At 62.7% G+C, this 24,218-nt stretch carries 27 protein-coding genes; 9 read left to right on the top strand and 18 right to left on the bottom strand.

Annotated features, from left to right (window positions below; genetic code table 11):
* Nucleotides 1-217: 217 nt before the first annotated feature.
* On the top strand, nucleotides 218-1,243 hold the full coding sequence (gene murB, locus PAN31108_RS09180) for a UDP-N-acetylmuramate dehydrogenase (RefSeq protein WP_150668563.1): 1,026 nt from the start codon (nucleotides 218-220) through the stop codon (nucleotides 1,241-1,243).
* Here the strand turns inward: murB and PAN31108_RS09175 are convergent.
* From PAN31108_RS09175 to argF, 3 genes are all read right to left on the bottom strand, one after another.
* The gene (locus PAN31108_RS09175; RefSeq protein ID WP_246183857.1) at nucleotides 1,233-2,684 is read right to left on the bottom strand and encodes a patatin-like phospholipase family protein; all 1,452 of its coding nucleotides are present in this window, start codon (nucleotides 2,682-2,684) and stop codon (nucleotides 1,233-1,235) included. The genes murB and PAN31108_RS09175 overlap by 11 nt on opposite strands.
* Before the next feature lie 87 nt (nucleotides 2,685-2,771).
* Nucleotides 2,772-3,095: a pyrimidine/purine nucleoside phosphorylase gene (gene ppnP, locus PAN31108_RS09170; protein WP_150668562.1), complete on the bottom strand. Its 324-nt coding sequence runs from the start codon at nucleotides 3,093-3,095 to the stop codon at nucleotides 2,772-2,774.
* Nucleotides 3,096-3,558: 463 nt separating this feature from the next.
* Nucleotides 3,559-4,485: an ornithine carbamoyltransferase gene (argF, locus tag PAN31108_RS09165; RefSeq protein WP_150668561.1), complete on the bottom strand. Its 927-nt coding sequence runs from the start codon at nucleotides 4,483-4,485 to the stop codon at nucleotides 3,559-3,561.
* 373 nt (nucleotides 4,486-4,858) lie between these two features.
* Between argF and PAN31108_RS09160 the strand changes: the two genes are divergently transcribed.
* The gene (locus tag PAN31108_RS09160; RefSeq protein WP_150668560.1) at nucleotides 4,859-5,173 is read left to right on the top strand and encodes a DUF3579 domain-containing protein; all 315 of its coding nucleotides are present in this window, start codon (nucleotides 4,859-4,861) and stop codon (nucleotides 5,171-5,173) included.
* Nucleotides 5,174-5,709: 536 nt separating this feature from the next.
* On the opposite strand, the gene rpsT is transcribed toward PAN31108_RS09160, so the two are convergent.
* Nucleotides 5,710-5,982, bottom strand: a complete 273-nt coding sequence (gene rpsT, locus PAN31108_RS09155; RefSeq protein ID WP_039367301.1) for a 30S ribosomal protein S20 — start codon at nucleotides 5,980-5,982, stop codon at nucleotides 5,710-5,712.
* 134 nt (nucleotides 5,983-6,116) lie between these two features.
* Here rpsT and murJ point away from each other — a divergent pair, with 134 nt between their 5' ends.
* Together murJ and PAN31108_RS09145 are read left to right on the top strand one after the other, a co-directional pair.
* Nucleotides 6,117-7,715, top strand: a complete 1,599-nt coding sequence (murJ, locus tag PAN31108_RS09150; RefSeq protein WP_442417677.1) for a murein biosynthesis integral membrane protein MurJ — start codon at nucleotides 6,117-6,119, stop codon at nucleotides 7,713-7,715.
* Nucleotides 7,716-7,768: 53 nt separating this feature from the next.
* A complete protein-coding gene (locus PAN31108_RS09145; protein ID WP_150668558.1) occupies nucleotides 7,769-8,635 on the top strand; it encodes a SirB1 family protein in 867 nt (288 codons plus the stop codon).
* A gap of 148 nt (nucleotides 8,636-8,783) precedes the next feature.
* Here PAN31108_RS09145 and PAN31108_RS09140 read toward each other — a convergent pair whose 3' ends face one another.
* The 8 genes from PAN31108_RS09140 to PAN31108_RS09105 form a co-directional block, all read right to left on the bottom strand.
* Nucleotides 8,784-9,278, bottom strand: coding sequence for an Mpo1 family 2-hydroxy fatty acid dioxygenase (locus PAN31108_RS09140; RefSeq protein WP_150668557.1), 495 nt, complete (start codon nucleotides 9,276-9,278; stop codon nucleotides 8,784-8,786).
* A 192-nt stretch (nucleotides 9,279-9,470) separates the two neighbouring features.
* Complete coding sequence (locus tag PAN31108_RS09135) at nucleotides 9,471-10,229, bottom strand: 3-hydroxyacyl-CoA dehydrogenase (RefSeq protein WP_150668556.1); 759 nt, start codon at nucleotides 10,227-10,229, stop codon at nucleotides 9,471-9,473.
* Between the two features lie 153 nt (nucleotides 10,230-10,382).
* On the bottom strand, nucleotides 10,383-11,048 hold the full coding sequence (gene adk / locus PAN31108_RS09130) for an adenylate kinase (protein WP_150668555.1): 666 nt from the start codon (nucleotides 11,046-11,048) through the stop codon (nucleotides 10,383-10,385).
* A gap of 307 nt (nucleotides 11,049-11,355) precedes the next feature.
* Nucleotides 11,356-12,147: a 3-deoxy-manno-octulosonate cytidylyltransferase gene (gene kdsB, locus PAN31108_RS09125; protein ID WP_150668554.1), complete on the bottom strand. Its 792-nt coding sequence runs from the start codon at nucleotides 12,145-12,147 to the stop codon at nucleotides 11,356-11,358.
* The gene (locus tag PAN31108_RS09120) at nucleotides 12,144-12,350 is read right to left on the bottom strand and encodes a Trm112 family protein (protein ID WP_150668553.1); all 207 of its coding nucleotides are present in this window, start codon (nucleotides 12,348-12,350) and stop codon (nucleotides 12,144-12,146) included. Before PAN31108_RS09120 ends, kdsB begins: the two co-directional genes overlap by 4 nt.
* Nucleotides 12,331-13,410: a tetraacyldisaccharide 4'-kinase gene (lpxK, locus tag PAN31108_RS09115; protein WP_370819607.1), complete on the bottom strand. Its 1,080-nt coding sequence runs from the start codon at nucleotides 13,408-13,410 to the stop codon at nucleotides 12,331-12,333. The genes PAN31108_RS09120 and lpxK overlap by 20 nt, the downstream gene beginning before the upstream one ends.
* Nucleotides 13,407-13,853, bottom strand: coding sequence for an ExbD/TolR family protein (locus PAN31108_RS09110; RefSeq protein WP_150668552.1), 447 nt, complete (start codon nucleotides 13,851-13,853; stop codon nucleotides 13,407-13,409). Before PAN31108_RS09110 ends, lpxK begins: the two co-directional genes overlap by 4 nt.
* A 15-nt stretch (nucleotides 13,854-13,868) precedes the next feature.
* The gene (locus PAN31108_RS09105; RefSeq protein ID WP_150668551.1) at nucleotides 13,869-14,483 is read right to left on the bottom strand and encodes a MotA/TolQ/ExbB proton channel family protein; all 615 of its coding nucleotides are present in this window, start codon (nucleotides 14,481-14,483) and stop codon (nucleotides 13,869-13,871) included.
* 447 nt (nucleotides 14,484-14,930) lie between these two features.
* On the opposite strand from PAN31108_RS09105, the gene xseA reads away from it, so the two are divergent.
* The 3 genes from xseA (at nucleotide 14,931) to PAN31108_RS09090 (ending at nucleotide 18,118) form a co-directional block, all read left to right on the top strand.
* Nucleotides 14,931-16,304, top strand: a complete 1,374-nt coding sequence (gene xseA / locus PAN31108_RS09100; RefSeq protein WP_150668550.1) for an exodeoxyribonuclease VII large subunit — start codon at nucleotides 14,931-14,933, stop codon at nucleotides 16,302-16,304.
* Between the two features lie 201 nt (nucleotides 16,305-16,505).
* Nucleotides 16,506-17,084 (top strand): superoxide dismutase [Fe], encoded by a 579-nt coding sequence (gene sodB, locus PAN31108_RS09095; protein WP_150668549.1) that lies wholly within the window; start codon nucleotides 16,506-16,508, stop codon nucleotides 17,082-17,084.
* 305 nt (nucleotides 17,085-17,389) lie between these two features.
* Complete coding sequence (locus PAN31108_RS09090) at nucleotides 17,390-18,118, top strand: HD-GYP domain-containing protein (RefSeq protein WP_174994909.1); 729 nt, start codon at nucleotides 17,390-17,392, stop codon at nucleotides 18,116-18,118.
* Between the two features lie 50 nt (nucleotides 18,119-18,168).
* Here PAN31108_RS09090 and PAN31108_RS09085 read toward each other — a convergent pair whose 3' ends face one another.
* The 4 genes from PAN31108_RS09085 to PAN31108_RS09070 all read right to left on the bottom strand — a co-directional run bounded on the left by PAN31108_RS09085 (nucleotide 18,169) and on the right by PAN31108_RS09070 (nucleotide 20,049).
* Nucleotides 18,169-18,579 (bottom strand): DUF192 domain-containing protein, encoded by a 411-nt coding sequence (locus tag PAN31108_RS09085; protein ID WP_150668760.1) that lies wholly within the window; start codon nucleotides 18,577-18,579, stop codon nucleotides 18,169-18,171.
* Nucleotides 18,580-18,838: 259 nt separating this feature from the next.
* Nucleotides 18,839-19,039, bottom strand: coding sequence for a hypothetical protein (locus PAN31108_RS09080; RefSeq protein WP_150668547.1), 201 nt, complete (start codon nucleotides 19,037-19,039; stop codon nucleotides 18,839-18,841).
* Between the two features lie 127 nt (nucleotides 19,040-19,166).
* Nucleotides 19,167-19,406 (bottom strand): hypothetical protein, encoded by a 240-nt coding sequence (locus PAN31108_RS09075; RefSeq protein ID WP_150668546.1) that lies wholly within the window; start codon nucleotides 19,404-19,406, stop codon nucleotides 19,167-19,169.
* A 52-nt stretch (nucleotides 19,407-19,458) separates the two neighbouring features.
* Nucleotides 19,459-20,049 (bottom strand): pseudouridine synthase, encoded by a 591-nt coding sequence (locus PAN31108_RS09070; RefSeq protein WP_150668545.1) that lies wholly within the window; start codon nucleotides 20,047-20,049, stop codon nucleotides 19,459-19,461.
* A gap of 351 nt (nucleotides 20,050-20,400) precedes the next feature.
* On the opposite strand from PAN31108_RS09070, the gene icd reads away from it, so the two are divergent.
* Nucleotides 20,401-21,654, top strand: coding sequence for an NADP-dependent isocitrate dehydrogenase (gene icd / locus PAN31108_RS09065; protein WP_150668544.1), 1,254 nt, complete (start codon nucleotides 20,401-20,403; stop codon nucleotides 21,652-21,654).
* A 79-nt stretch (nucleotides 21,655-21,733) separates the two neighbouring features.
* Here icd and PAN31108_RS09060 read toward each other — a convergent pair whose 3' ends face one another.
* Both PAN31108_RS09060 and PAN31108_RS09055 read right to left on the bottom strand, forming a co-directional pair.
* Nucleotides 21,734-22,162: a hypothetical protein gene (locus PAN31108_RS09060; protein ID WP_150668543.1), complete on the bottom strand. Its 429-nt coding sequence runs from the start codon at nucleotides 22,160-22,162 to the stop codon at nucleotides 21,734-21,736.
* A gap of 245 nt (nucleotides 22,163-22,407) precedes the next feature.
* A complete protein-coding gene (locus PAN31108_RS09055) occupies nucleotides 22,408-23,352 on the bottom strand; it encodes a LysR family transcriptional regulator (RefSeq protein WP_150668542.1) in 945 nt (314 codons plus the stop codon).
* A 108-nt stretch (nucleotides 23,353-23,460) separates the two neighbouring features.
* On the opposite strand from PAN31108_RS09055, the gene PAN31108_RS09050 reads away from it, so the two are divergent.
* A complete protein-coding gene (locus tag PAN31108_RS09050; RefSeq protein ID WP_150668541.1) occupies nucleotides 23,461-24,204 on the top strand; it encodes an SDR family oxidoreductase in 744 nt (247 codons plus the stop codon).
* Nucleotides 24,205-24,218 lie beyond the last annotated feature (14 nt).

The raw sequence follows: 24,218 nt of genomic DNA, 5'->3' as shown, positions 1-24,218 counted from the left end.
GCCCCGGGGAGGAATGCACCCGCATGGCCGGTATAATGTCGCGCATCATTCTTTCGCCCGACATTGTAATTCAGCCGTCGGTCCCGCGTCCCTTCCGGACGTGAATCGACCCGCCCAGCGGGGCCCCGACAGACCCCAAGGGACTGCCCCAAGGTCTTGACGGCCCCGGCGCCCATGCGCCATGGCACGGCGGCACCCACGAACCCGCACATACTCCATGTTCCAGTTGCAACGCGACGTCAGCCTGCGCGAATTCAATACCTTCGGCCTGCGCGCCACTGCCCGCTATGTCGTGACGATCGACAGTGAAGCGGCGCTCACGCAAGCCCTCGCCATGCCGGCGCTGGCCGGCCTGCCGCGTCTCGTCCTCGGCGGTGGCAGCAACATCGTGCTCACGCGGGACTTCGATGGTGTGGTGCTGCGCATGGCCATCCGCGGCCGCGAGCGTCTTCCGGACGACGCCGCCGATCCGCACGCGCGCTATGTGCGCGGCGGCGCGGGCGAGGTCTGGCACGACTTCGTCGACTGGACGCTCTTGCAAGACTGCCCGGGCCTCGAGAACCTCGCGCTGATTCCGGGCACGCTCGGTGCGGCGCCGATTCAGAACATCGGGGCTTACGGGCTCGAACTGGCCGAGCGGTTTGCCGAGTTGCGCGCGCTCGATACGACAACGGGGCAATTCGTTACGCTATCCCGCGACGTCTGCGCTTTCGGTTATCGCGACTCGCTGTTCAAGCGCGAACCGGGCCGCTACATCATCGTGTCCGTCACCTTGCGATTGCCGCAGCCGTGGCAGGCCGTGACCGGGTATGCGGACGTGTCGCGTACGCTGGCCGAGGCGGGCGTCGAGCATCCCGACGCGCGGCAAATTTTCGATGCCGTGGCCGGGATCCGGCGTCGCAAGCTGCCCGATCCCGCAATCCTGGGCAATGCGGGGAGTTTCTTCAAGAACCCCGTGGTGGATACGCCAACGTTCGACGCGCTGCGAGCACGCTTTCCCGAAGCGGTCGGCTACGCGCAGCCGGATGGCACGTGGAAGGTTGCGGCGGGCTGGCTGATCGATCAATGCGGCTGGCGCGGCAAGTCGCTGGGCCACGCGGGCGTCCATGAGCGTCAGGCGCTGGTGCTCGTCAATCGTGGGGGCGCAAGCGGTGCGGACATCGTGGCGCTGGCCCGTGCGGTGCAGGCCAGCGTTCAGGAACGCTTCGGCATCTCGCTCGAACCCGAGCCGCTCATGCTTTGATCGCGGTGGCGTCGGGCAGACGCTGCAGGTAGTCGCGCTTCAGATCGACGGTGGAGCGCACGCCCACGTCGGCATAATGGGCTTCCAGCCAGCGTGCGGCGGCGTCGCGCCCGCGGTCGCGCAGCGTGGTGAGGAAATGCCAGTCCGTCACGAATTTTGTCGACGACGACAGATCGTAGAGTTCCTTGTCGGCACGAATCGAGTGAATCAGCGGATACTTCAGCTGCTCGCGAAACTCGGGCTTGAGCCATCCTTCGTCGAGCAATTTGTGGACGAACGAGATGGCCCGGAACTCGCGCTGCAACGACGCGTTGAATGTGATCTCGTTCACGCGATTCATGATCTGCCCGGGGAGCACCGGCTTTTCCTTGCGCTCGATCGGGTTGATGTGCACGATCAGGATGTCGCTTGTGACCGTCTCGTAATAAAACGGATACAGCGCCGGATTGCCGAGATAGCCGCCGTCCCAGTAAAAGTCTTCCTCGATCTTCACCGGTTTGAACAGCCATGGCAGGCAGGCGGACGCCATGGCCACGTCGAGCGTGATTTCGTGCGTGCGGAAGATGCGGATGTTGCCGGTGCGGATGTTGGTCGCGGAGACGAACAGATGCGTTGCGGTGCTGTCGCGCAACCGCTCGAAGTCGACTTGCGCTTCGAGCACCGTGCGCAGTGGATTGATCTCGGCCGGGGGCTGCGAGAACGGCATCATCCATTGCTGCATGCTCTGCATCCAGTCGTGCCAGACCGGGTATTCGGTCGGACGCCCGTTGAGCCAGCTGAACACCGTCTGCGCCCATGCGGTCGCAGACGATCCCGCCTGCGAGACCCCAAGCCAGAAACTATGCAGCGCCTCGCGCGCTTTCTCGCGGGGATCGACGCCGGGGCGATCGAGCAGACCATGCGCGAGCACGACCGCGTTCATGGTGCCCGCTGACGCCCCGCTGATGCCCTCGAATTCCAGCCGTCCGTCGTCGAGCAGTTTGTCGAGTACGCCCCATGTGTACGCACCGTGTGCGCCGCCCCCTTGTAGCCCCAGATCGATGCCCTTGCGCTTTGCGTCGGCGTTCGTGCCGGAACGGCTGCGCGAGGGTCTGGCTTTCCTGTCGTGACGAGTGCCTTCGGGGGGCAGCAGCGGGACGTCCGTGGGTTCCAGATCGGGGGGCGACGTGTCGGGTGCATCGGGGGGATGCGGCGTATCCGAAGGGATACGTGCGACAGGGGAAGCGGCCTCGCCCGGTGGCGCGGTGTGCGTGATTGGCGTCTTGGCGGACGGCGTTAACGCATCAAGTGCATCAAGTGCATCAGGTACATCAGGTGCGTCAGGCGTTTGGCGGGTAGCAGCGTCGGCGGCGTCGGCAGCAGGGTCGACGGCGTTATCGATCGCGTTATCGATCGAATGATTGATCGCATGATCGAGGGAACCGGAAGGCAGTCGCGACATAGTGAGAAGCGGCGCCGGGCCGCGCTGAACCGGCCGAGAGGGCGACGACGCGGGAGGTCCCGCGCCCTCGCGATGCTGGCCGTACGGTTAGCCGTAGTGGCAAACGTAATCGAGTGTCTCCACGACCTCGATATCGAACTTGCTGTTACCCGGCACGGAGAATTGCTGACCGGCGGCGTATTCCTGCCATTCGGTCTGTCCTGCCAGACGAATGCGGCAACGGCCGCCCGTGACTTCCATGACTTCGGGCGCCTCGGTACCGAACTGGAGCGTCGCCGGGAAAATCACGCCCAGCGTCTTGCGCGTGCCGTCCGGAAACAGAACGGTGTGCGAGACGCACTTGCCGTCGAAATAGGTGTTGGCGCGCTTGATTACGGAAACGTTGTCGAACTGCGTGGCGTTTTGCGTCATGACCGAATGCTGTGTCGAATGCGAGCGGGAGTCGCGTGGGAGAGTCGGGATGCCGGGCCTGAACGGGCCAGACGTCGAATTCATGCTAGCACGTTTCGCGCGTCCACCCGTCAGAAATTTGTGCAATGCACAACGAAATTGCCCCGTTGTGGTGCAATAAAGTGCAAATTCCGGAGGGAGCAGACGGGCGAGACGAACGGCGTTGTGCCGCCATGAAACGCTCGCTGTCGCGTTAGTGGGGCGACGGCGGCGTGTCAGCGATGATAGCGGAACGTTGGGCGCGTAGGGTACTGAAACGGGGCCGCACGGCGCGTGGGTGGGTGCGAGGTAGCGGTGGGGAGCAAGCGTGAGCGGATGGCGCTGGCACGAGAATGCGGTCGTCGAGCCAATGGTGGTGTCGCCATGAAAAACGCCCGGGTGGCGGCAGGCCGGTCCGGGCGTCGGTCGCTGGCGGTGTCTGCGATTACACGCGGCCCAGCATCAGGAACTCCATCAGCGCCTTTTGCACGTGCAGACGGTTCTCGGCTTCGTCCCAGACCACGCTTTGCGCGCCGTCGATCACCTCTGCCGACACTTCCTCACCGCGGTGGGCGGGTAAGCAGTGCATGAACAGGGCGTCGGGTTTGGCGCGCTGCATGAGGTCGGCGTTGACGCACCACTGCGCGAAAGCGGCCTTGCGTGCCTCGTTTTCCGCTTCGAATCCCATGCTCGTCCAGACATCCGTCGACACGAGGTCGGCGCCTTCGCAGGCTTCGCGCGGGTCGTCGAACTCGCGCACAAAGGGGCAGCTCGATTCGGCCACCATCGCCTGATCGAGGCGGTAGCCCGGCGGCGTGGAGATATTGAACTGGAAGCCGAAGATTTCGGCCGCCTGAATCCACGTGTACGACATATTGTTGGCGTCGCCGATCCAGGTCACGGTTTTACCCTTGATCGGGCCGCGATGCTCGTAATACGTGAAGATGTCCGCCAGCACCTGACACGGATGGTATTCGTTCGTCAGGCCGTTGATCACGGGCACGCGCGAGTGCTGGGCAAAGCGCTCGATGATCTCCTGACCGAACGTACGGATCATGATGATGTCCGTCATGCGCGAAATCACCTGCGCGGCGTCTTCGATCGGTTCACCGCGACCGAGCTGCGTGTCCCGCGTGTTCAGGAACACGGCGTGGCCGCCCAACTGGTGAATGCCGGCTTCGAACGACAGGCGCGTGCGGGTCGAGCTCTTCTCGAAGATCATCGCCAGCGTGCGGTCGTGCAGCGGGTGATACGTCTCGTAGTTCTTGAATTTCTTTTTGAGGATGCGGGTACGCTCTAGCACGTAGTCGTACTCGTCGAGCGTGAGATCCGAAAACTGAAGGTAATGCTTGATGGGTTTGGCGGTGGTCATTTGGATGTTCTGCTGGAGGCCGATGTCGCGTGAATTCACCGCCAAGATGCTAAGCACTCGCTGGGAACTCGGACACGTTCGGCACGACGAACAAGCCTTGAGGCCTGTCCCCCGGTCAGGCTCGTGAAGGTGTTCTACCGGTTGCTGGCTACAGGGGAACGGCCCCTAGTCTACCAAATCGTTTTGTCGTCACACGAAAAGCGTATTATCGAGCCCGCTGCGGCACAGCCAAAATGGGCTGGCAAGACTGAAAAAAACATCCGCAGCGATGGTGGGGGACAGGTTCCAGTCTTATATAAGATATAATACTGTCTCTGTCAGCAACGCTACCCGCGTACGGCTGGCCAGGTGTTTTTTGAGGTGATTGAGCGATATGACCGACCAGGTTCCCGCGCGCGAGTATTTCATTCAGGGGCTGACCCTGGATGGCAAGAAGTTTCGTCCGAGTGACTGGGCGGAACGTCTGTGCGGCGCCGTGTCGTTCTGCGGCCGAAGCAATTCTGGCCCGAACGCATACATGCAGTACTCCCCCTATGTGCGTCCGACGATGGTAGGTGACGTCAAGTGCGTCGTTGTCGATGAGCGACTACGCGATATCGAACCGCGAATGTTCGATTTCGTGATGAGTTTTGCCCGTGACAACGGTTTGCAGATGACCGAAGCCTGCTTCGTTCCCGACGTCAAATAATTCCCCCTCGGCCGTTTTCGGCCAGACGTGAGTGCCGGGCCTTTGGCCCTGACTCACCGTCGAACTGCCGCATCTCCGGCGTCGCTTCAGCACCTCTTTATCACCTCATCGGTATCAAGGTGCGTCTGCATTTCTCCTTCGCGTATTACCTTGTAGCACCGTCATTGCCGCGCCTGGCGCCTATGCGATGTTGTGGGGTGTCATGGCATGGCATGGCGTGTCATGCGCACGCTTCGGCAGGAGATGGAGAGCGGGCCGGCATCGGGATGTGGCGCAGCGGCCTGTCGGTTCGTTACACGAAACGTTTCATTCTGCGATCGACGAGATTTGACGGGAGGGGGAAGAGGGCGGGCGCAGAGGGGGCTGGACGAATGCAACTAGGGAGCAACCAGAGAGCAACCAGTGACGCACGGCGCAGGACACAACGGCAATGTGAGCGCCCAATAGAAAAAAGCCCGCATGAAGCGGGCTTTTTAGTGTCCCGACCGTAGTCGGAACCGGCAAGCAACTTGTTCTGCTTTGCAGCTTATGCTGTCTTAGGCAGCAGCCGACATCGCCTTGATGGCGGCCGACAGGCGACTCTTCTGGCGAGCCGCGGTGTTCTTGTGAACGATCTTCTTGTCAGCGATGATGTCGATCGTCTTGGCCGAAGTGCGCAGCACTTCCTTGGCAGCAGCCTGATCGCCAGCAGCGATGGCCTTACGGACAGCCTTCACAGCCGTGCGCAGACGCGAACGCAGCGCCGAGTTGTGGGCGTTGATCTTAACGGTTTGACGCGCGCGCTTGCGTGCTTGTGCGGTATTTGCCATGTTCTGTGAATTCCTTGAATTGCTCCGCCTGATGCGGCTTCTATGCAGTTTGGCTCGGCTCCCTGGGAGACACGGTGGCCAGGAAGCAATCCATTGACTTCGAAACCGTCGATTATAGCCGAAGCGAAACGGAAATTGCAACTTCTTTGCTGCACTGCTGTGCGTATAATACGCGCAACATGAATTTGCTCAAAGCTCTCGCTACGGTCAGCGGTTTCACGATGCTTTCGCGCATCACCGGCCTGATTCGTGAAATTCTTATCGCACGCATGTTCGGCGCCGGTCCCATGACCGACGCCTACAACGTGGCGTTCCGCATTCCCAATCTGCTGCGCCGCTTGTCCGCCGAAGGGGCATTTTCGCAGGCATTCGTCCCAATTCTGGCCGAATTCAAGTCGCAACGCAGTCCTGACGAGACCAAAACCCTCGTCGACTCCGTGACAACGGTGTTGTTCTGGGTCTTGCTCTCGATCACGCTCGCCGGGGTGCTCGGCGCCTCCGGGGTCGTCTACGCCGTGGCGACGGGCCTGTCTCGCGAAAACGGCGCTTTCGACGCGGCCGTCTTCATGACGCGCGTGATGTTCCCCTACATCACCCTGATTTCGATCACCACGCTCGCCGCCGGGGTACTCAATACGTGGCGTCAGTTTTCGATGCCGGCATTCGCGCCGGTGCTGCTCAACGTCAGCTCGATCGTGGCGTCGCTGTGGGTCGCGCCGCATCTGGAGACGCCCGTCTATGCGCTGGCCTACGCCGTGATCGTCGGCGGGGTGTTGCAACTGGTCATTCAACTGCCGGCGCTTGCCCGCATCGGTATGCTCCCGCGCATCACCTTCAATGTCGTTGCTGCGCTGCGTAATGCCGGGGTGAAGCGCGTGCTGGCGAAGATGGTTCCCGCGACGCTCGCCGTGTCGGTCGCGCAGGTGAGCCTGATCATCAATACGAACATTGCCTCGCGGCTTGCTCAGGGCAGCGTGTCATGGCTGGCCTATGCCGACCGTCTGATGGAATTCCCGACGGCGTTGCTGGGCGTGGCGCTTGGCACCATTTTGCTGCCGAGCCTGTCGCGCGCCAGCGCGGACGGCGACGCTGCCGAGTATTCCGCGCTGCTCGATTGGGGCCTGCGTCTGACGTTTCTTCTGGCGATGCCAAGTGCGGTCGGCCTGTTCGTTTATGCCGAGCCGCTGACGGCGACGCTCTATCAATACGGCCGCTTCGACGCGACCGACGTGGCGATGACCGCGCATGCGTTGACGGCTTATGGGGTCGGTCTGGTCGGCCTGATTCTCATCAAAATTCTCGCGCCGGGTTTCTACGCGAAACAGGACATCAAGACGCCGGTGAAGATTGCCATCGTGGTACTGATCGCCACACAGCTCTCGAACGTGCTTTTCGTGCGCTGGTTCGCGCACGCCGGGTTGTCGCTGTCGATCGGGGTGGGCGCCTGCATGAACGCCGCGCTGCTTTTCGCCGGCCTCTACAAGCGCGGCATTTATCGCCCGGCGCCGGGGTGGTGGCTGTTTTTCGTGCAATTGCTCGCGGCGTGTCTGATTCTGGCCGGTCTGTTGCTGTGGTTTACCCAAAGCTTCGACTGGGTGGCGCTCGGTGCGCGTCCGCTGGCGCGAATCGCGTTACTCGGGGCGAGTCTGGTGCTATGCGCCGTGGTGTATTTCGGGGCATTATTCCTCATGGGTTTCAACTTCTCGTTCTTCCGCAGACGCACCCACTCCTGATCCTGCGGGATCGCTGGAACGGGGCGCGATGCGGCGGAATTCACGGATACCGCATGGCAAATCGAATTCTCGAGTACTTTGCCGCGCTGGTGGCGTCCGACGACGGCCTGCCGTTGACCGAGGCCGCTATCGCTATCGCGCAGGACGTCTATCCCGATCTCGACGTGCAGGACACGCTGACCCAGATCGACGCGCTCGCCGCCCGTCTGGCGCGGCGTCTGCCGCCTGACGCCGGGCCGTTGCAGAAGCTGCAACTGCTCGACCACTTCTTTTTCCGTGAACTCGGTTTCACGGTCAATCAGAACGATTATTACGATCCGGACAACAGCCATTTGCACGTGGTGCTCGACCGGCGTCGCGGCATTCCGATTTCGCTGGCCGTGTTGTGCATGGAAATCGGCCATCAGATCGGGCTGCCGTTACGCGGTCTGTCGTTTCCCGGCCATTTCCTGCTGCGCTTGGCCGTGCCCGCAGGCGATGTCGTCATCGACCCGATCTCAGGCCATTCCCTCTCGCCGCAACGATTGCTCGAGATGGTGGAGCCTTACCTGAAGCACTATCGTGACGAGAGCGCCGAACCGATTCAGGAGTTGGCGCTGTGGGCGTTGTTGCATCCGTTTCTGGAGCCGGCGTCACCGCGTGAAATTCTGGCGCGCATGCTCCGGAACCTGCGAGCGATCTACACGCAAAACGAGCGATGGGAGCGGCTGCTCGCGGTACAGGAGCGCATGGTGCTCGTCTTGCCCGATCAGCCGATCGAGAAGCGCGATCGCGGGTTGGCGTATGCGCGCCTGGGGTTCGTGCGTCCGGCGCAGGACGATCTGGAACTCTATCTGAGCAAACGGCCCGACGCCGACGATGCCGATGCGATTCGCCAGGTGCTCGACGATCTGAGCCGCCGACCGGGAAGCCACGGCTAAACGGCGCCCGAGGTCGGTGCGCAATGAGAAACGCCAGCCGTGATCATCGGCTGGCGTTTCGTTTTTTGCGTCTCTACGCGTGAAACCTGTCGCCCTATTCTCAGTATTCTCAGGAATCTCGGCATCCCCGTGCGCGGGTTTCACACCGTCATACCGACTGCATCGACAGTTCCTGCACTTCCCGTTGCAGTCCCGGTTTGTAACCGAAGTGGAAGAACACTTCGGCCATCAGGAACACGGGGGCGATGAAGATCTGAAAGAGGTTGTCGAGCAATGCCGGCTTGCGCCCCTCGAAGTGATGACCGATGAGTTGCACGATCCAGCCGCCGACGAAAAGCATACCGAAAACGCTTAGCGCCCACGGCAGCGGGAGCCTCGCCAGCTGCTGCGTGACGGCAAGCAATACGGCGAAGCATGCCGTCATGGCGAGCGCCAGTGGAACGTCGAGCAGGAAGTAGTACATCAGCAGCACCAGCACGATCACATGCGTCGCGTTCAGGCCGCTGGGGCCGAGCGGCACCCAAGAGAACGCCTGCATCACCGCCAGGATGATCATGGGAACGCCGAAGAAATGGGTCAGACGATTCTTGGGACTACGGTGATAGCGCTGATAGAACGACATCTGTTGCGCCAGTGATTTCATGCCAGCCTCCTGCCTCGGGGGACGACGGGAAGAATGCTCGGGCACCGGTCGGAGCGCATGAAAGCCGGTGTCTGGGGCCGACCGTCGGATCCGGTCGGCATTCCATTGTAGTCATAGTCGGCGCGGCATTTTGCTGCGGTGCGACAACATGTCCGGGCCCCCGCGTACTGTCCCGCCGCTGCGCCAGACGCGTTACTTCGGCTGCATCCGGATCGCGCCGTCCAGACGAATGACTTCACCGTTGAGCATCGGGTTGCGCACGATCTGCTCGACGAGCATGGCGTATTCCGCAGGCCTGCCCAAACGCGGCGGGAACGGCACCATTTGTCCGAGCGACGCCTGCACGTCAGCCGGCATGCCGAGCATCATCGGCGTTTCGAAAATGCCCGGGGCGATGGTCATGACCCGAATGCCGCTGCGCGACAGATCGCGCGCGACCGGCAGCGTCAGACTCGCGACACCGCCTTTCGACGCGGCATAAGCGGCTTGCCCCATCTGCCCGTCGAATGCCGCGACGGAAGCCGTGTTGACGATCACGCCGCGCTCGCCTTCGCCATTCGGTTCGTTCCGGCTCATGGCGCTCGCCGCGAGGCGAATCATGTTGAAGGTGCCGATCAGGTTGATATGGACGACACGCGAGAAGGTGTCGAGGGGATGGGGGCCGTCGCGGCCGACAGTCTTGCTGCCGATGGCGATGCCGGCACAATTGACGAGACCGCGAAGCGTGCCGAGCGACTGGGCTGCGGCCACGGCAGCTTCGCCGTCGTCTTCACGGGTGACGTCGCATTTGACGAACTTGCCGCCGAGTTTTCCGGCGAGCGCTTCTCCCTCGTCGACATTCACGTCGGCTATCGCGACCTTGGCGCCGAGTCCGGCGAGCCAGCGTGCCGCCGCTGCGCCCAGCCCTGAGGCGCCACCGGTGATCAGAAACACATTGCCCTGAATTTCCATGCGTCATCCTCCTATCGGCAAAAAAGGCGGCGCAGTCAGAACTGGCCGCCTTTTCCGTGGCGTTACTTATGCTACTTATGTGACTTATGCCGTGCTGGCAGCGCCGACATGTCGGGTTCGCAGCGCCCCGACATCGGCGCGATGACGACTGAATTACTTCAGTGCGTCGAATGCGCGCGCGCGGATTTCATCCACGCTGCCCTGCCCCGAGATCTTGCGATATTGCGGGGCTTCGACGATTGCGCCCGGGCTGCCGTGCTTGGCCCAATCCGAATAGTAGGCCACCAGCGGCTTGGTTTGCGATTCGTACACGGCGAGGCGCTTCTTGACGGTTTCTTCCTTGTCGTCTTCGCGTTGCACGAGCGGCTCACCGGTCACGTCGTCCACACCGTCGACCTTCGGCGGGTTGAACTTGACGTGGTAAGTGCGGCCCGACGCCGGGTGCGTGCGACGGCCGCTCATGCGGGTGATGATTTCGTCGAACGGCACGTCGATTTCGAGCACGAAGTCGATGGCGACGCCGGCTTCCTTCATGGCTTCCGCTTGCGCGATGGTGCGCGGGAAACCGTCGAACAGATAGCCGTTCTTGCAATCGTCGGCGGTCAGGCGTTCTTTCACCATGCCGATAATCACGGCGTCGGGCACCAGATCGCCAGCGTCCATGAAGCGCTTGGCTTCGAGGCCCAGTTGGGTGCCTTCCTTGATCGCGGCGCGCAGCATGTCGCCGGTCGAGATTTGCGGGATGCCGAATTTTTCTTTGATGAAAGTAGCTTGGGTGCCCTTGCCGGCCCCGGGTGCCCCCAACAAAATCAGACGCATCGATGACTCCTGAAAGTTTGTGATTTGTAAATGCTGTGCGTGTGGCAGGCGGGTGCATCCCCCGGTGTGTCGCTGCGGTTGCGGGTCCGGTGACCGGCCAACCGCGCTACGCGCAGACGACGCGCTCGGCAGGGCGCGACGCGTGCGCGACCAAGGTCTGCTCGCGAGAATCAGAGCGATTATGCCACGTCGTGCCCGTCCGGCGGCGTTTTGCAGACCTGCCGACGTGATGGCGTTGCGATTTCCGGGACATGCCGACGACCTGTCCAAACTCGGATCTGCGCCGAATCGCGTACGGGTTTGGACGTCAGCTTTTCAGCAATGTACGTACCCGTTCGAGGTCTTCCGCCGTGTCGACGCCCGGCAGCGGCGCGTCGTCCGTCACCAGCACGGCGATACGTTCGCCATGCCAGAGCGCACGCAACTGCTCAAGCGATTCGGCTGTCTCGACAGGCGCTTGCGGCAAGCTGGGATAGCTGCGCAGAAACTTGGCGCGGTAGGCGTAAAGCCCGATGTGACGGAAGACCGGCGTTGTGGCGGCGGGCAACGTGGCGGTATTGGCCAGTCCGGCGGACCACGCGTCACGCGACCAGGGGATGGGAGCACGCGAGAAATAGAGGGCACGGGCGTGCGCGTCGAGCACGACCTTGACGACATTCGGCGAGAAAATCTCTGCGTTGTCGGTGATCGGGTGGGCTGCCGTGGACAGGGCGCACTCGGGGTGTTCGGCCAGATGTGCCGCCACGGCATGGACCAGACGCGGGTCGATCAGCGGTTCGTCGCCTTGCACGTTGACGACGATGGTGTCATCCGGCCAGCCTTGCTGAACGGCGACTTCGGCCAGACGGTCGGTGCCGGTCGGATGATCGGCGCGGGTGAGCACGACGTCGAAGCCATGCGGGGAGACGGCATCCACGACGCTTTGGGCGTCCGTTGCCACGACCACCTGACGCGCCCCTGACTCTCGCGCACGCTCTGCGACGCGCACGACCATCGGTTTGCCGCCGATATCGGCGAGCGGCTTGTTGGGCAGGCGCGTCGACGCGAGGCGCGCAGGCACCACGGCGACGAAATCGACGATGGCTTTCGTATCGCTCACGATGTGGACTTGTCGTCGTTCAGCGGGACGGGCGTACCTTCGACGGACTGGCGCGCTTCATCGGCCAGCATGACGGGAATGCCGTCGCGAATCGGGTAAGCGAGCTTGTCTGCGTGGCAAATCAGCTCCTGGGCTTTCTTATCCAGCTCCAGCGGGCCCTTGCACAAGGGGCAGACGAGAATCTCAAACAGTCGGTTGTCCACGCAATTTCTCCACTACCAGTGATACGAGACGCGCATCTAGCGCTGCCTCGGCAGGTACGGCCCACACACGCGGGTCGGACCAGGTGACGCATTTTACTGCATCCTTTTCGGTGATCAGGATGGCGTCGGCGGCAACGCCGTCGAACGGATTCGTTGCAAAGTCGTAATGGTCGGGCAGCGCCAGCGTCTCGATTTGCAAGCCTGCCGCGCGCAACGCCGCGAAGAATCGCTCCGGCGCACCAATGCCGGCAGCCGCCAACACGCGCTTGCCGGCAAAGTGCGACAGCGCTCGGGTGAGGGACGGTTGACTCACGCACCACGCGTCGCCGAGCGTGAGCGTCAGCCGCCACGTGTCGGGCCATGCCGGCAGCGTTCTGCCATAGGGATCGTTGATGAGATTGGCGTCCCGCCGGCGCGACAACGGCTCGCGCAACGGCCCGGCCGGCAACAGAAAACCGTTGCCGCCCAAGCGGTGATCGAAGACGGCGATCTCGACATCGCGTGCCAGCGCGTAATGCTGAAGCCCGTCGTCGCACACGATGACATCGCATTCCGGGTGCGCGGCAAGCAATGCCCGGCCCCCCTCGACCCGCGACGGCCAGACCCATACCGGCGCGCCCGTGCGTTTGGCGATCAGCAATGGCTCATCCCCGGTGTCCTCGGGGCGTGCGGTCACACTGACTTCCGTGGGGCGGACAAGCTTCGCACCGTAACCCCGGGACAACACCCCTGGTGTGTAGCCCTGCGCGCGCAATGCGCCGACGAGCGCAATGACCGTCGGCGTCTTGCCGGTGCCGCCCACGGTGAGATTGCCGACGATGACGACCGGCACGGGCAGGCGCGTCGAGCGTTTCCAGCCCTGGCGAAAGCGCATGCGACGCCATGCCGCGAGGGCGCCGAATACCCATGACAGCGGCCACAACAGCCATGCGACGACCCCTCGGCGTTGCCACTGCGCCGTGACCCAATGCACCAGCGTCCCCGACAGTCTCGGCACGAGCGCACGTGCGCGCGCCCCGTTCGTGGGGGCAGGGCGGTCAGGGCGAGCGGCGTCGGTCATCGGGACGGTTGCGCGGACGTCGAGCGCGCTGCAAAAGTCAGACGCGACAGGCCGGCCTCACGCGCGGCTTCCATGACATTGATGACCGACTGATGGGCGCTCTTGGCGTCTGCATTGATGATGATGACGGGCGGCTCCGCACCGGTGTTCGCCGGCCCGGCCGCCTGACGCAGTGCCGCGCTCAGGCTGGCCACGTCGCGTTGCGCAAGCGAGTGGCGATCGATGGCATAACTGCCGTCGGTACTGACCGAGACGACGATCTGACGTGGCGGCACCACGGCCTTCTCGGCGTCCGCCGTCGGGAGATTGACCTTGAGCGCCGTGTAGCGCGTGTAGGTCGTGGTGACCATCAGAAAGATCAGGATGACGAGCAGCACGTCGATGAGCGGGATCAGATTGATCTCCGGCTCATCGCGCGTGGAGAGGCCTCGACGGAAATTCATCGTGTGTCTCTCGGATCAATGCCGCGGCAGCGTAGCATCGAGAAAGTGGACGGCCTGCGTCTCGAGTTCCACGAGGAAGGCGTCGACACGCGTGCGGTAGTAACGATAGAAGATCATCGCGGGAATCGCGATCATCAGCCCGAAGCCCGTGTTGTAGAGCGCAACGGAAATACCATGCGCCAGTTGGGCCGGGTCGGTGCCGGTCGCATCCTGTGCGCCGAAGATTTCGATCATGCCGACCACGGTGCCGAACAGCCCCATGAGCGGGGCGACCGAGGCGATGGTGCCGAGCGCCGGCAGAAAGCGTTCCAGTTCATGGGCGACGGCGCGTCCCGTTTCCTCCAGCGCCTCCTTGGCGCCCTCGCGCGGGCCCTGCGGATTGTGAGCGACGTACCTCACGCCGGTCGCCAGCACGCGGCCGAGCATCGAGCCGCGCGCCAGGGCTTCGGTGGCGTCCTGCTTGGCGGTGCCACGACGGGCGAGCGTGATCGCGTTTTCGAGCACGCCACCCGGGAGCACGCGCGTGCGGCGCAGCGACAGGGCGCGCTCGACGATCAGGGCGAGGGCGATGACGGAAGCGATGAGAAGTGGCCAGATGGGCCAGCCGGCGGCCTGGATGACGGCGAACAAAGACGACCTCTTGCTTGTTGCGGGGATGGGCAAACGAGTCCGAACTGTAGCGTGCAGGGGGGGGATGGGCAAGCACCGTTTTCCACACCTCACGAGCACAAGGATGTGGACAACCTTGGGATACGTCTGGCAACTCTTTGACACGACGGAACTTTTTAGTTCGTGATGAAAAAATGGGCAATGAGCGGTTTCAGAAATGAACACCCCCGCAACCTCACCATTCCCAAGACTTTTTCACCTGCCTGTGGATAACTATGTGCACATGTCGCCCGCCGACGATATATCTTGGCGTCGACGCTGAAATCGCAACGCGTCGCGTCACGGATACCCCTTGCAAACCCAGATAAATCAAGGGTTTGGCGTCCCGCTGAAGGAAATATGGGGCGCCCGGACGAGAAAACCCTTAAATTAGCGGGCCTGTGGACAGTTTTTCGTCAGCGCACACGCATGAACCTATCTTTCGACGACGCCCGGCCCTCTGGTGGTGCGGATCGCGTGCTAAGTGTTTCAGATTTGAACAAGGCCGTCGCCGGCGTGCTGGAGCGGAGCTTCCCTCTGGCATGGGTCAGTGGCGAGATCTCCAACTTCACGCGCGCGGCCAGCGGCCATTGGTATTTCTCGATCAAGGACGCGCAGGCGCAAATGCGTTGCGTCATGTTCCGGGGGCGCGCGCAGCACGCGGACTTCTCGCCGAAAGAGGGCGACCGGGTCGAAGTTCGTGCCTTGCTGTCCATGTATGTACCGCGCGGCGAGGTGCAACTCAACGTCGAGGCGATCCGCCGCGCCGGGCAGGGCAATCTTTATGAGGCGTTCCTGCGTCTTAAGGAAAAGCTCGCTGCTGCCGGCCTGTTCGATGCCCAGCGCAAGCGCGCGTTGCCGCGTTATGCCCGCCGGGTCGGCGTCGTCACGTCGTTGCAGGCGGCTGCGTTGCGCGACGTGTTGACGACACTGGCGCGCCGCGCGCCGCACATCTCCATCGTCGTCTATCCCGCGCCCGTGCAAGGCGCCGACGCAGCCTCGCGGCTTGCGGCGGCGCTCGACACCGCCAACACCCGTAACGAAGTCGACACGATTCTGTTGTGCCGTGGCGGCGGGTCGATCGAGGACCTTTGGGCGTTCAACGAGGAAGTGCTGGCTCACGCCATCGCCCGCAGCAAATTGCCGGTGGTCTCGGGCGTGGGGCACGAAACCGATTTCACGATTGCCGATTTCGTGGCGGACGTGCGCGCACCGACCCCCACGGCGGCAGCCGAACTCATCACTGCGGCGCGCGACGAGTGCCTGCGCGATATCGACCGTGAGCGTCAACGCCTGAGCCGCGCCATGCGACGCACGCTGGAGCAGCGTGCCCAGCAGCTCGACAGCCTGTCGCGGGGACTGGTATCGCCGCGTGAGCGTCTGGCGCGCCAACGCGGCGAGCTGGCGCATCTGGCCGACCGCATGCGGCATGCGCTGGAGCGACCCCTCGCGCAGCGTCGCAGCCGGTTCGAGATGTTGCGTCTGCGTCTGACGCGAGCCGTGCCTGATGTCGCACCGCAACATGAGCGCGTGGCCTTGCTCTCGCAACGCCTTCGGGCGGCGATGTCGCGTCGTGCCGAGCGTGCCTCCCAGCGTCTGACCGATGCGACCGCGCAACTCGAATTACTCAATCCGCGCCGCACGCTGCAACGCGGTTACGCCGCAGTGCTCGATGCGAGAGGGCAGCCGCTGCGCGATCCGTCAAAACTGCAACGGGGTCAGCAGGTGACCATGCATCTGGCCGACGGGGCGGCGGATGTGGGCATTGGTGATGTCCAGGTCAGGCTAGACGATACTTTTTAGTTGGGTCGGTTCGGCAAAGCTGGCGAATCGCGGGCATCGTGCATCGATTAGACGGGATCGGCAAACAATCGTCACATTCATCGGGCAGATTGCGTAAACCAAGTACCCGTTGGGTTTGCGGGGTTTTCGCATCTGCCCTAGAATCGATGGCTCCGGATAACGCAAAATCGGGTTCCCCTCAGAGCACAAAGGACAATCGCCATGGAACACAAGCTCCCTGAACTGCCGTACGCCATCGACGCACTGGCGCCGACCATCTCCAAGGAAACGTTGGAGTATCACTACGGCAAGCACCACCAAGCCTATGTGACCAACTTGAACAACCTGATCAAGGGCACCGAATTCGAAAACGCCAGCCTCGAAGACATCATCAAGAAGTCGTCGGGCGGCGTGTTCAACAACGCAGCACAGGTGTGGAACCACACCTTCTTCTGGAACTCGCTGGCGCCGAAGGGCGGCGGTGCGCCGACCGGCGATCTGGCCAAGGCCATCGACGCCAAGTTCGGCTCGTACGACGCTTTCAAGGAAGCATTCACGAAGTCGGCCGTGGGCAACTTCGGTTCGGGCTGGACGTGGCTCGTGAAGAAGGCCGACGGTTCGGTCGACATCGTGAACACCAGCAACGCCGCCACGCCGCTGACCGGCGCCGACAAGCCGTTGATCACGATCGACGTGTGGGAACACGCGTACTACATCGACTACCGCAATGCCCGTCCGAAGTTCGTCGAGGCATTCTGGACGCTGGTCAACTGGGACTTCGCCGCGAAGAACTTCGCGTAATCGAGACTCCCGGAGTTTGTCGGTCGGCTTCGACGAGTGCTCGTCGAGACGCAACGGCAGGTGCGCGACCCGAGCGCCTGACAACACCGGCAAAACGAAAGCCCACTGCGCGCAGTGGGCTTTTTGTTTTTCAGCGACTGCCGGATCGTGAGCATCTGCGGCCCGCTTGATCCTCGTCAACATTCGCACGCGGGCGCGTCGTTAGAGTGGGCGATTCCATCTCTTCGAACAACCGTATGCCAGACCCTGCGCCAACGTGCGCCGCGCCGTGCTTGCCGCGTCTTGTCACACGGGATACGCCGATCGTGCGAGACGTCGACACCTCGCACGACGTCTCCCGTCACGTTTCCGATCACGAGCCGCACTATGCCTCACACAATGCCTCAAACGACACCTCACCCGATGCCGGGCATCGTCGCTGGCTTGCCGACGCACGGCTCATGCGCAGCCTGCCACCTGCGGCATGGACCCTTTTCCGTCTGGCCGAATACAAACGCGGCGGCACGGCGACACACATGTGGCGAGTCGGCGCGCTTGCCTGGCGATTCGCGCAGGCGTTGGGCATGTCGGTAATCGAGTCGCAGGCATTGGGACTGGCCGCCGCGCTGCACGACACCGGCAAGCTGTGCATTCCGAACGCAATTCTGGAGAAGCCGGGCAAGCTGTCGCCTGCCGAGGTGCGAACGATACGGATGCATCCGCAACTGGGGGCCGACATGCTAAGCGCCATGGGCGGCGCGGCATGCGAATTGGCGGCGACGGTCGCGCGCACCCATCACGAGCGTTACGACGGCGCGGGATATCCCTATGGGCTTTCCGGCACTCGTATTGCGCTGGCCGGACGGATCGTCGCATTGGTCGATGTCTTCGATGCGCTCGCCAGCCACCGTCCATATCGTGCCGCGCTGAGTCCGGCGCAGATCGCTGCTGCGATGCTCGCCGAACGGGGACGTCATTTCGACCCGTGGCTACTCGATTGCTTTCTCGAACGCTCGCTCGGTGCTGCGTTGGCGATATCGAGCGGCGCCCGCTAGGATTGCGTCACGATCGCCGGGGGAAGGAGCCGGCGAAACGGGTACCGCAATCAGCGCGGCAGCCCGGAGATCTTCGCGCCCGGTTTGATGTTCTTGCTCTTGAACCAGCCCTGATTCATTTCGAGTGCGTATCGCACAGCAGCACGGGGGCAGTGGTTGTCTTCCGTTTGCGGCGCCATGTCCTCGATGTTCACGATCGTGCCGTCGTCGGCGAGAAAGGCGATGGACAACGGCAGATTGGTGTTCTTCATCCAGAAGCAGTGCCCGGCGCTTTGCTCGAACACAAAGAGCATGCCGGCATTCGCGGGCATGCTCGTGCGATACATCAGGCCCTGTTCGCGGTCGCGTTCGTTAGCGGCGACTTCAGCCTTGATGAGATACATGCCGGCGGACAGCTGGATGCTCGGGAACTCCCCGGGCTGTTTGATCTGCGCTGCGGCGCTGGCCGGCGCGAGCGCCATGACGGCGGCGATGCTGGTGAACGTGGCGCTGGCGGCCAGTGCGGCCAGTTGACGTGAAATCCGGATCACGAATGACTCCTGGAGAAGATCGGGGGAGCGTGAGGAATGCGATCGTAATGACGTCGGAAAGCCCTTGAAACGAGGCATGGCGGTCCAAAGCGTCGCGCGTCATTGTAGCCGTCGGACGAAAAAAAAGCAGGTTGCCAGGGCAACCTGCCTGTTACCGTCCGTTGCGCAGCCGGGCTGCGCGACGCGGTACTTACTTGCTTGCAGCAGCCGGAGCTTCAGCAGCAGCGGCCTTCTTTGCCGACTTCTTGTGCGACTTCTTCGAAGCCTTCTTCTTTGCGGGGGCCTTGCTGGCGGCGGCCGGAGCAGCAGCGTCAGCGGCCGGAGCCGAAGCTTGGGCGAACACGCCCGTTGCGAACAGGCCGGCGACCAGGGCAGCGATCAGTTTTTTCATGAGATTCCTCGTTGAAGCTCGATGTTTGGGTGGTGTACTCGTTGACCCGCGAAATGAGTCATCTCCTTTAACGTCCGGTCAGGACATCGGTTGACAACTCGCTCGCGGATTTTTGGGGCAGTAAGTATTACGGCTTGTTACCGACCGGGGGTTGGCTCGACTTCTTCGCGGCCTTCTTGTGGTGATGCTTCTTGTGGGTGGCCTTCTTCGCAGGGGTGGTATGGCCAGCCGCCGGTGCCGCCGTAGCAGGCGCTGCTGCTGCAGGCGCTGCCGGTGCGACAGGTGCCGTTGCCGGCGCCGATTGTTGGGCCATCGCGGCACCGGACACGATCAGGCCGGCGGTCAGTGCGAGCAGCAGTTTGTTCATGACTTGGTTTCCTCGTTTCAGTTAGTGGTGCGTATGTTGCGCACCTGTTCCCTCAACGAGGCGAGCGACGGCTTCGTTGACCGGAAAGTGTAAGTATTTGTTGCGGTAGTTCACACCATTGCCCGGGCGCGAGGTTCAATGCAAAGACGTCCACGGGGCCTATCGCGACGCGCACGAGACGAAGCGTGGGTTTGCCGACGGCGGCCGTCATGCGCCTGACCTGACGGTTCTTGCCCTCGATCAGTTTGATTTCGAGCCAGTGTGTCGGAATACTCGCGCGATATCGGATCGGAGGATGGCGCGCCCAAAGCGCCTGCGGCTCGGATATGCGCCGGGCCTCGCATGGCAAGGTAACGAAGTCGCCGAGGTCCAGGCCGCCGCACAAACGTGCGAGCGCCGCTTCGTCGTACTCGCCCTCGACCTGCGCCCAATACGTCTTCGGCAACTTGCGCTCCGGCTCGGCGATGCGCGCCTGAAGGCGGCCGTCGTCGGTGAGCAGCAACAGTCCTTCGCTATCGGCGTCGAGTCTTCCGGCCGGATAGACGTCCGGCAGGTCGATGCACGCTGCAAGTGTCGGACGTGTCGGATGCGGCGAGAACTGGCAGATCGTACCGAAGGGTTTGTTCAGAGCGAGTAGTGTCATACGGGAGGCGGGAAACGGGTCAGCGCCGACATGTTAATGCATAATCGGAAACTTCAGTCTTATGTCTTATATAAGACTTGGGTCGTGTCATACCCACATCGAGATGCTGTGACTACAATAGGGCGGCGCTATGCAAAGCGGTCAGGCACGTCCGGCACATCCCGTCCGTTCCTGTCCGTTCTCGTTGAAAGCGAAGCCACCGATTCGACGTAACCGATCGACGTAACCGATTTGAAGCACGCGATTTGAAGCACGCGATTCGATTCAGGCGATCGGAAGCCCTCGTTCCGAGGCCATCGATCTGAAGCGAGCCACTGGATTCCCTCATTGTTCCCCCATTGGAGCCCCATCATGTCGTATCAGCACATCAAGGTCCCGGCAGGCGAGAAGATTACCGTCAACAAGGATTTCTCCCTGAACGTGCCGGACAATCCGATCATCCCGTACATCGAAGGCGACGGCACGGGCGTAGACATCACACCGGTGATGCTCAAGGTTGTCGATGCGGCGGTGGAAAAAGCGTATGGCGGCAAGCGCAAGATTCACTGGATGGAGATCTACGCGGGTGAGAAATCGACGCGCATCTACGGACCGGACGTGTGGCTGCCCGACGAGACGCTTCAGGCCGTGAAGGACTATGTGGTGTCGATCAAGGGGCCCTTGACCACGCCGGTGGGCGGCGGTATCCGCTCGCTTAATGTCGCGTTGCGTCAGCAACTCGATCTCTATGTGTGTCTGCGTCCGGTGCAGTACTTCAAGGGCGTGCCCTCGCCGGTGCGTCAGCCGGAGAAAATCGACATGGTGATCTTCCGCGAGAACTCGGAGGACATATACGCCGGCATCGAGTGGGAGGCCGAATCGGCAGGCGCGAAGAAGCTGATCGCGTTCTTGCAGAACGAAATGGGGGTGAACAAGATCCGTTTTCCGCAGACGTCGGGTATCGGCGTGAAGCCGGTATCGCGCGAGGGCACCGAGCGTCTGGTGCGTAAGGCGATTCAGTATGCGATCGACAACGACCGCGATACGGTCACGCTCGTGCACAAGGGCAACATCATGAAGTTCACGGAAGGCGCGTTCCGCGATTGGGGATACGAACTCGCGAAGCGGGAGTTCGCCGCCACGGAAATCGACGGTGGCCCGTGGTGCAAGGTGAAGCACCCGAAGACCGGCAAAGAGATCACCCTCAAGGATTCGATTGCCGACGCGTTCCTGCAGCAGATTCTGTTGCGTCCGGCCGAGTACGACGTGATTGCCACACTGAACCTGAACGGCGACTACATTTCGGATGCACTGGCCGCGCAGGTCGGCGGCATCGGTATCGCGCCGGGCGCGAATCTGTCCGACTCCGTTGCGATGTTCGAAGCAACGCACGGCACGGCGCCGAAGTACGCGGGCAAGGACTACGTGAATCCGGGGTCGGAAATTCTGTCGGCCGAGATGATGCTGCGTCACATGGGATGGAAAGAGGCCGCCGATCTGATCATCGCATCGATGGAAAAATCGATCCTCTCGAAGAAAGTCACGTACGATTTCGCCCGCCTGATGGAAGGTGCGACGCAAGTCTCCTGCTCCGGCTTCGGTGAGGTGATGATCGAGAACATGTAACGCGTCGCACGCTTGACGTCCGACGCCTGCGGGCGTCGGATAATCCCCGGTCTCGAAAATCCGCAACGGGAGCGTTGCGCTAACGAATCAGCACTTTCGTCGTGACGCGATGCTCGCCGGTGTTGGGCGTGTGGCTGCCGAATTCGCGCGGGAAGCCGACTTTCCAGACGATGATATCGGTGCCCGGTGTCGGCCCGGCCCGATACCACACGATCATGCCCGAGAACTTCATGTCCTCGCAGCGCTGCCCCGCCGGCACGGTATAGGTGATCCACTCCGGTGTCACCTCACCCAACGACGGTCCCGAATCCAGCTCGAATGTCGGCGTGCCGAGGTCCCGGCATAGCACGCTGTGATTGGTCTGCTCCCAGATCGCAATCTTCTGATTGACGGCGGCCTCGACCTCGAGGGTCGCGGGCGGGAACGTGGGCGCCGCGCGTGCCGCGCCCATGCCGAGCGCGCAGACGACAAGCGTCGCCGCGCGCAATGCGATACCGGTGGTGTCCATCGCGGATCTCCCACCCCCCAGGGCCAGCGAATGCCCGCCAACGCCAGGGAGGTTCTCTTCCCCCGGAACACGGCGTCGGCAAGACGCTTTCATTACAGTGCACGAAGCGGCACAACGCAAGGCGCAGCGTATGCGCGTCTTCGCGCATTGCTGAAAGCTGCGACCCCGTCGAGCGTTGGGCGTTGGTTTCCCCTACCGACGACCGAGGGCCGCACGGTTGGCAAGCGCATTGCCGCATGACCGCATCACTGTCCCTGTGCACCGTCCCACCGCCAATCGAAGCGCGCGGCGAGCCGTTGCTGCTCGAACGATTGCACCACGTGGTCGACGAACGCGCGGGTACGCAGCGGCAATTGCTTCTTGTTGGCGTAATAGATCGATATGCCACCGTACTCGTCGAACCAGCCCGGAAGCAGCCGCTGAATGTGTCCGGCTGCAAGCATCGGCGCCGCATGCGGCATCGGCAGCAATGCCACGCCGTAGCCGAGCGCGACGGCATGCGCCATCGCCTCGGGATCGTCGAAGATCATGCGGGTTCGCGCCTCGACGGTCACACGCTCGCCGTCGATGTTGCGCAGGTCCCAGGCTCGCAAGCGTCCCGAATTACCCGAGCGCCGCACGACGGCGTCAAACGTCGCGAGTTCGGCGGGATGCTTGGGGGGCTGACGTCCGGCCATGTAGGCCGACGACGCGCACATCACCCCATATGTCGGCGCGAGCCGCCGGGCAATCACGCCCTGCGTGAGTTCGATGCCGCCCCCGATCGCCGCGTCGAAACCCTCGCTCACGACATCGACCCCTCGATTGTCGAACCGCCAGTCGGGCACGATGTCCGGGTAACGCGCGAGAAACTCGCCGAGCATCGGCAACAGGTACTGACGCCCGAACGCATTCGCGACACTCACCTTGAGCGTTCCGGACGGCGCGTTTTCCCGCTCGGACGCGCGCGAAAAGGCGTCCGTCAATGCCGCGAACGGGCCGTCCACATCGAGCAGAAAGCGCTCGCCGCCCGCTGTCAGCGTGAGGCTGCGCGTACTGCGGTGGAACAGCCGCAAGTCGAGTTGCGCTTCGAGACGCGCCACGTTCTTGCTCACCGCCGCAGGCGTGATTCCAAGGCGCCGGGCTGCCGCAGAAAAACTGCCGGCGCGCGCGCTCAGGACGAACGATTCGATCAGATGCAGAGCGTCCATACGTCATCTGTTCCATCGGGTTGAAAGTGATGTTCAGCATTATGGTCTAGATGCGCGGTAATCGAAGGTGAATACTGCAATGACATCCCAACGTTCAGGAGCAACTTCATGGCAACGCAATTTCACGGCAAGGTGGCATTCGTGACGGGCGGCTCGCGCGGTATCGGTGCGGCCGTGGTGCAACGGCTTGCCGACGACGGCGCGGCAGTCGCCTTTACGTATCACGGCTCGGAGGCCGCAGCGCAGGCGCTGGCTGCGCGGATTCAGGCGGCCGGGGGACGCGCCGTCGCCCTGCGCGCCGACGCCGCCGACGCGGCGGCACTGACCCGGGCAGTGAACGACGCGGCCCGGCAACTCGGCAAGATCGACATTCTCGTCAACAATGCGGGCGTATTCACGATGGCGTCCGTTGCGGAGCTTCCCCTGGAGGATTTCGACCGGATGCTTAACGTCAACGTCCGCTCGGTGTTCGTGGCCTCGCAGGCGGCGCTTGCCCATATGGGCGACGGCGGCCGCATCATCAACATCGGATCGTGCAACGCCGAGCGCATGCCGTTTCCGGGCGGCTCGGCCTACGCCATGAGCAAGTCCGCGCTAGTCGGCCTGGTCAAGGGCATGGCTCGTGATCTCGGACCGCGCGGCATCACCGTGAACAACGTGCAGCCCGGGCCGACCAACACGGACATGAACCCGGCCGAGGGCGAGTTCGCTGCGTTGATGCACAGCCAGATGGCGCTCAAACGTCATGCGCGTCCGGAGGAAATTGCGGCGATGGTGGCGTACGTCGCGAGCGAAGACGCGGCATTCGTGACCGGCGCGAGCCTGATGATCGACGGCGGTTTCGCCGCGTGATCCCGACCGGGGCG

The organism is Pandoraea anhela, assembly GCF_902459655.1.
GTDB classification, from domain to species: domain Bacteria; phylum Pseudomonadota; class Gammaproteobacteria; order Burkholderiales; family Burkholderiaceae; genus Pandoraea; species Pandoraea anhela.
This window is presented reverse-complemented; position numbering and strand designations above follow the sequence as displayed.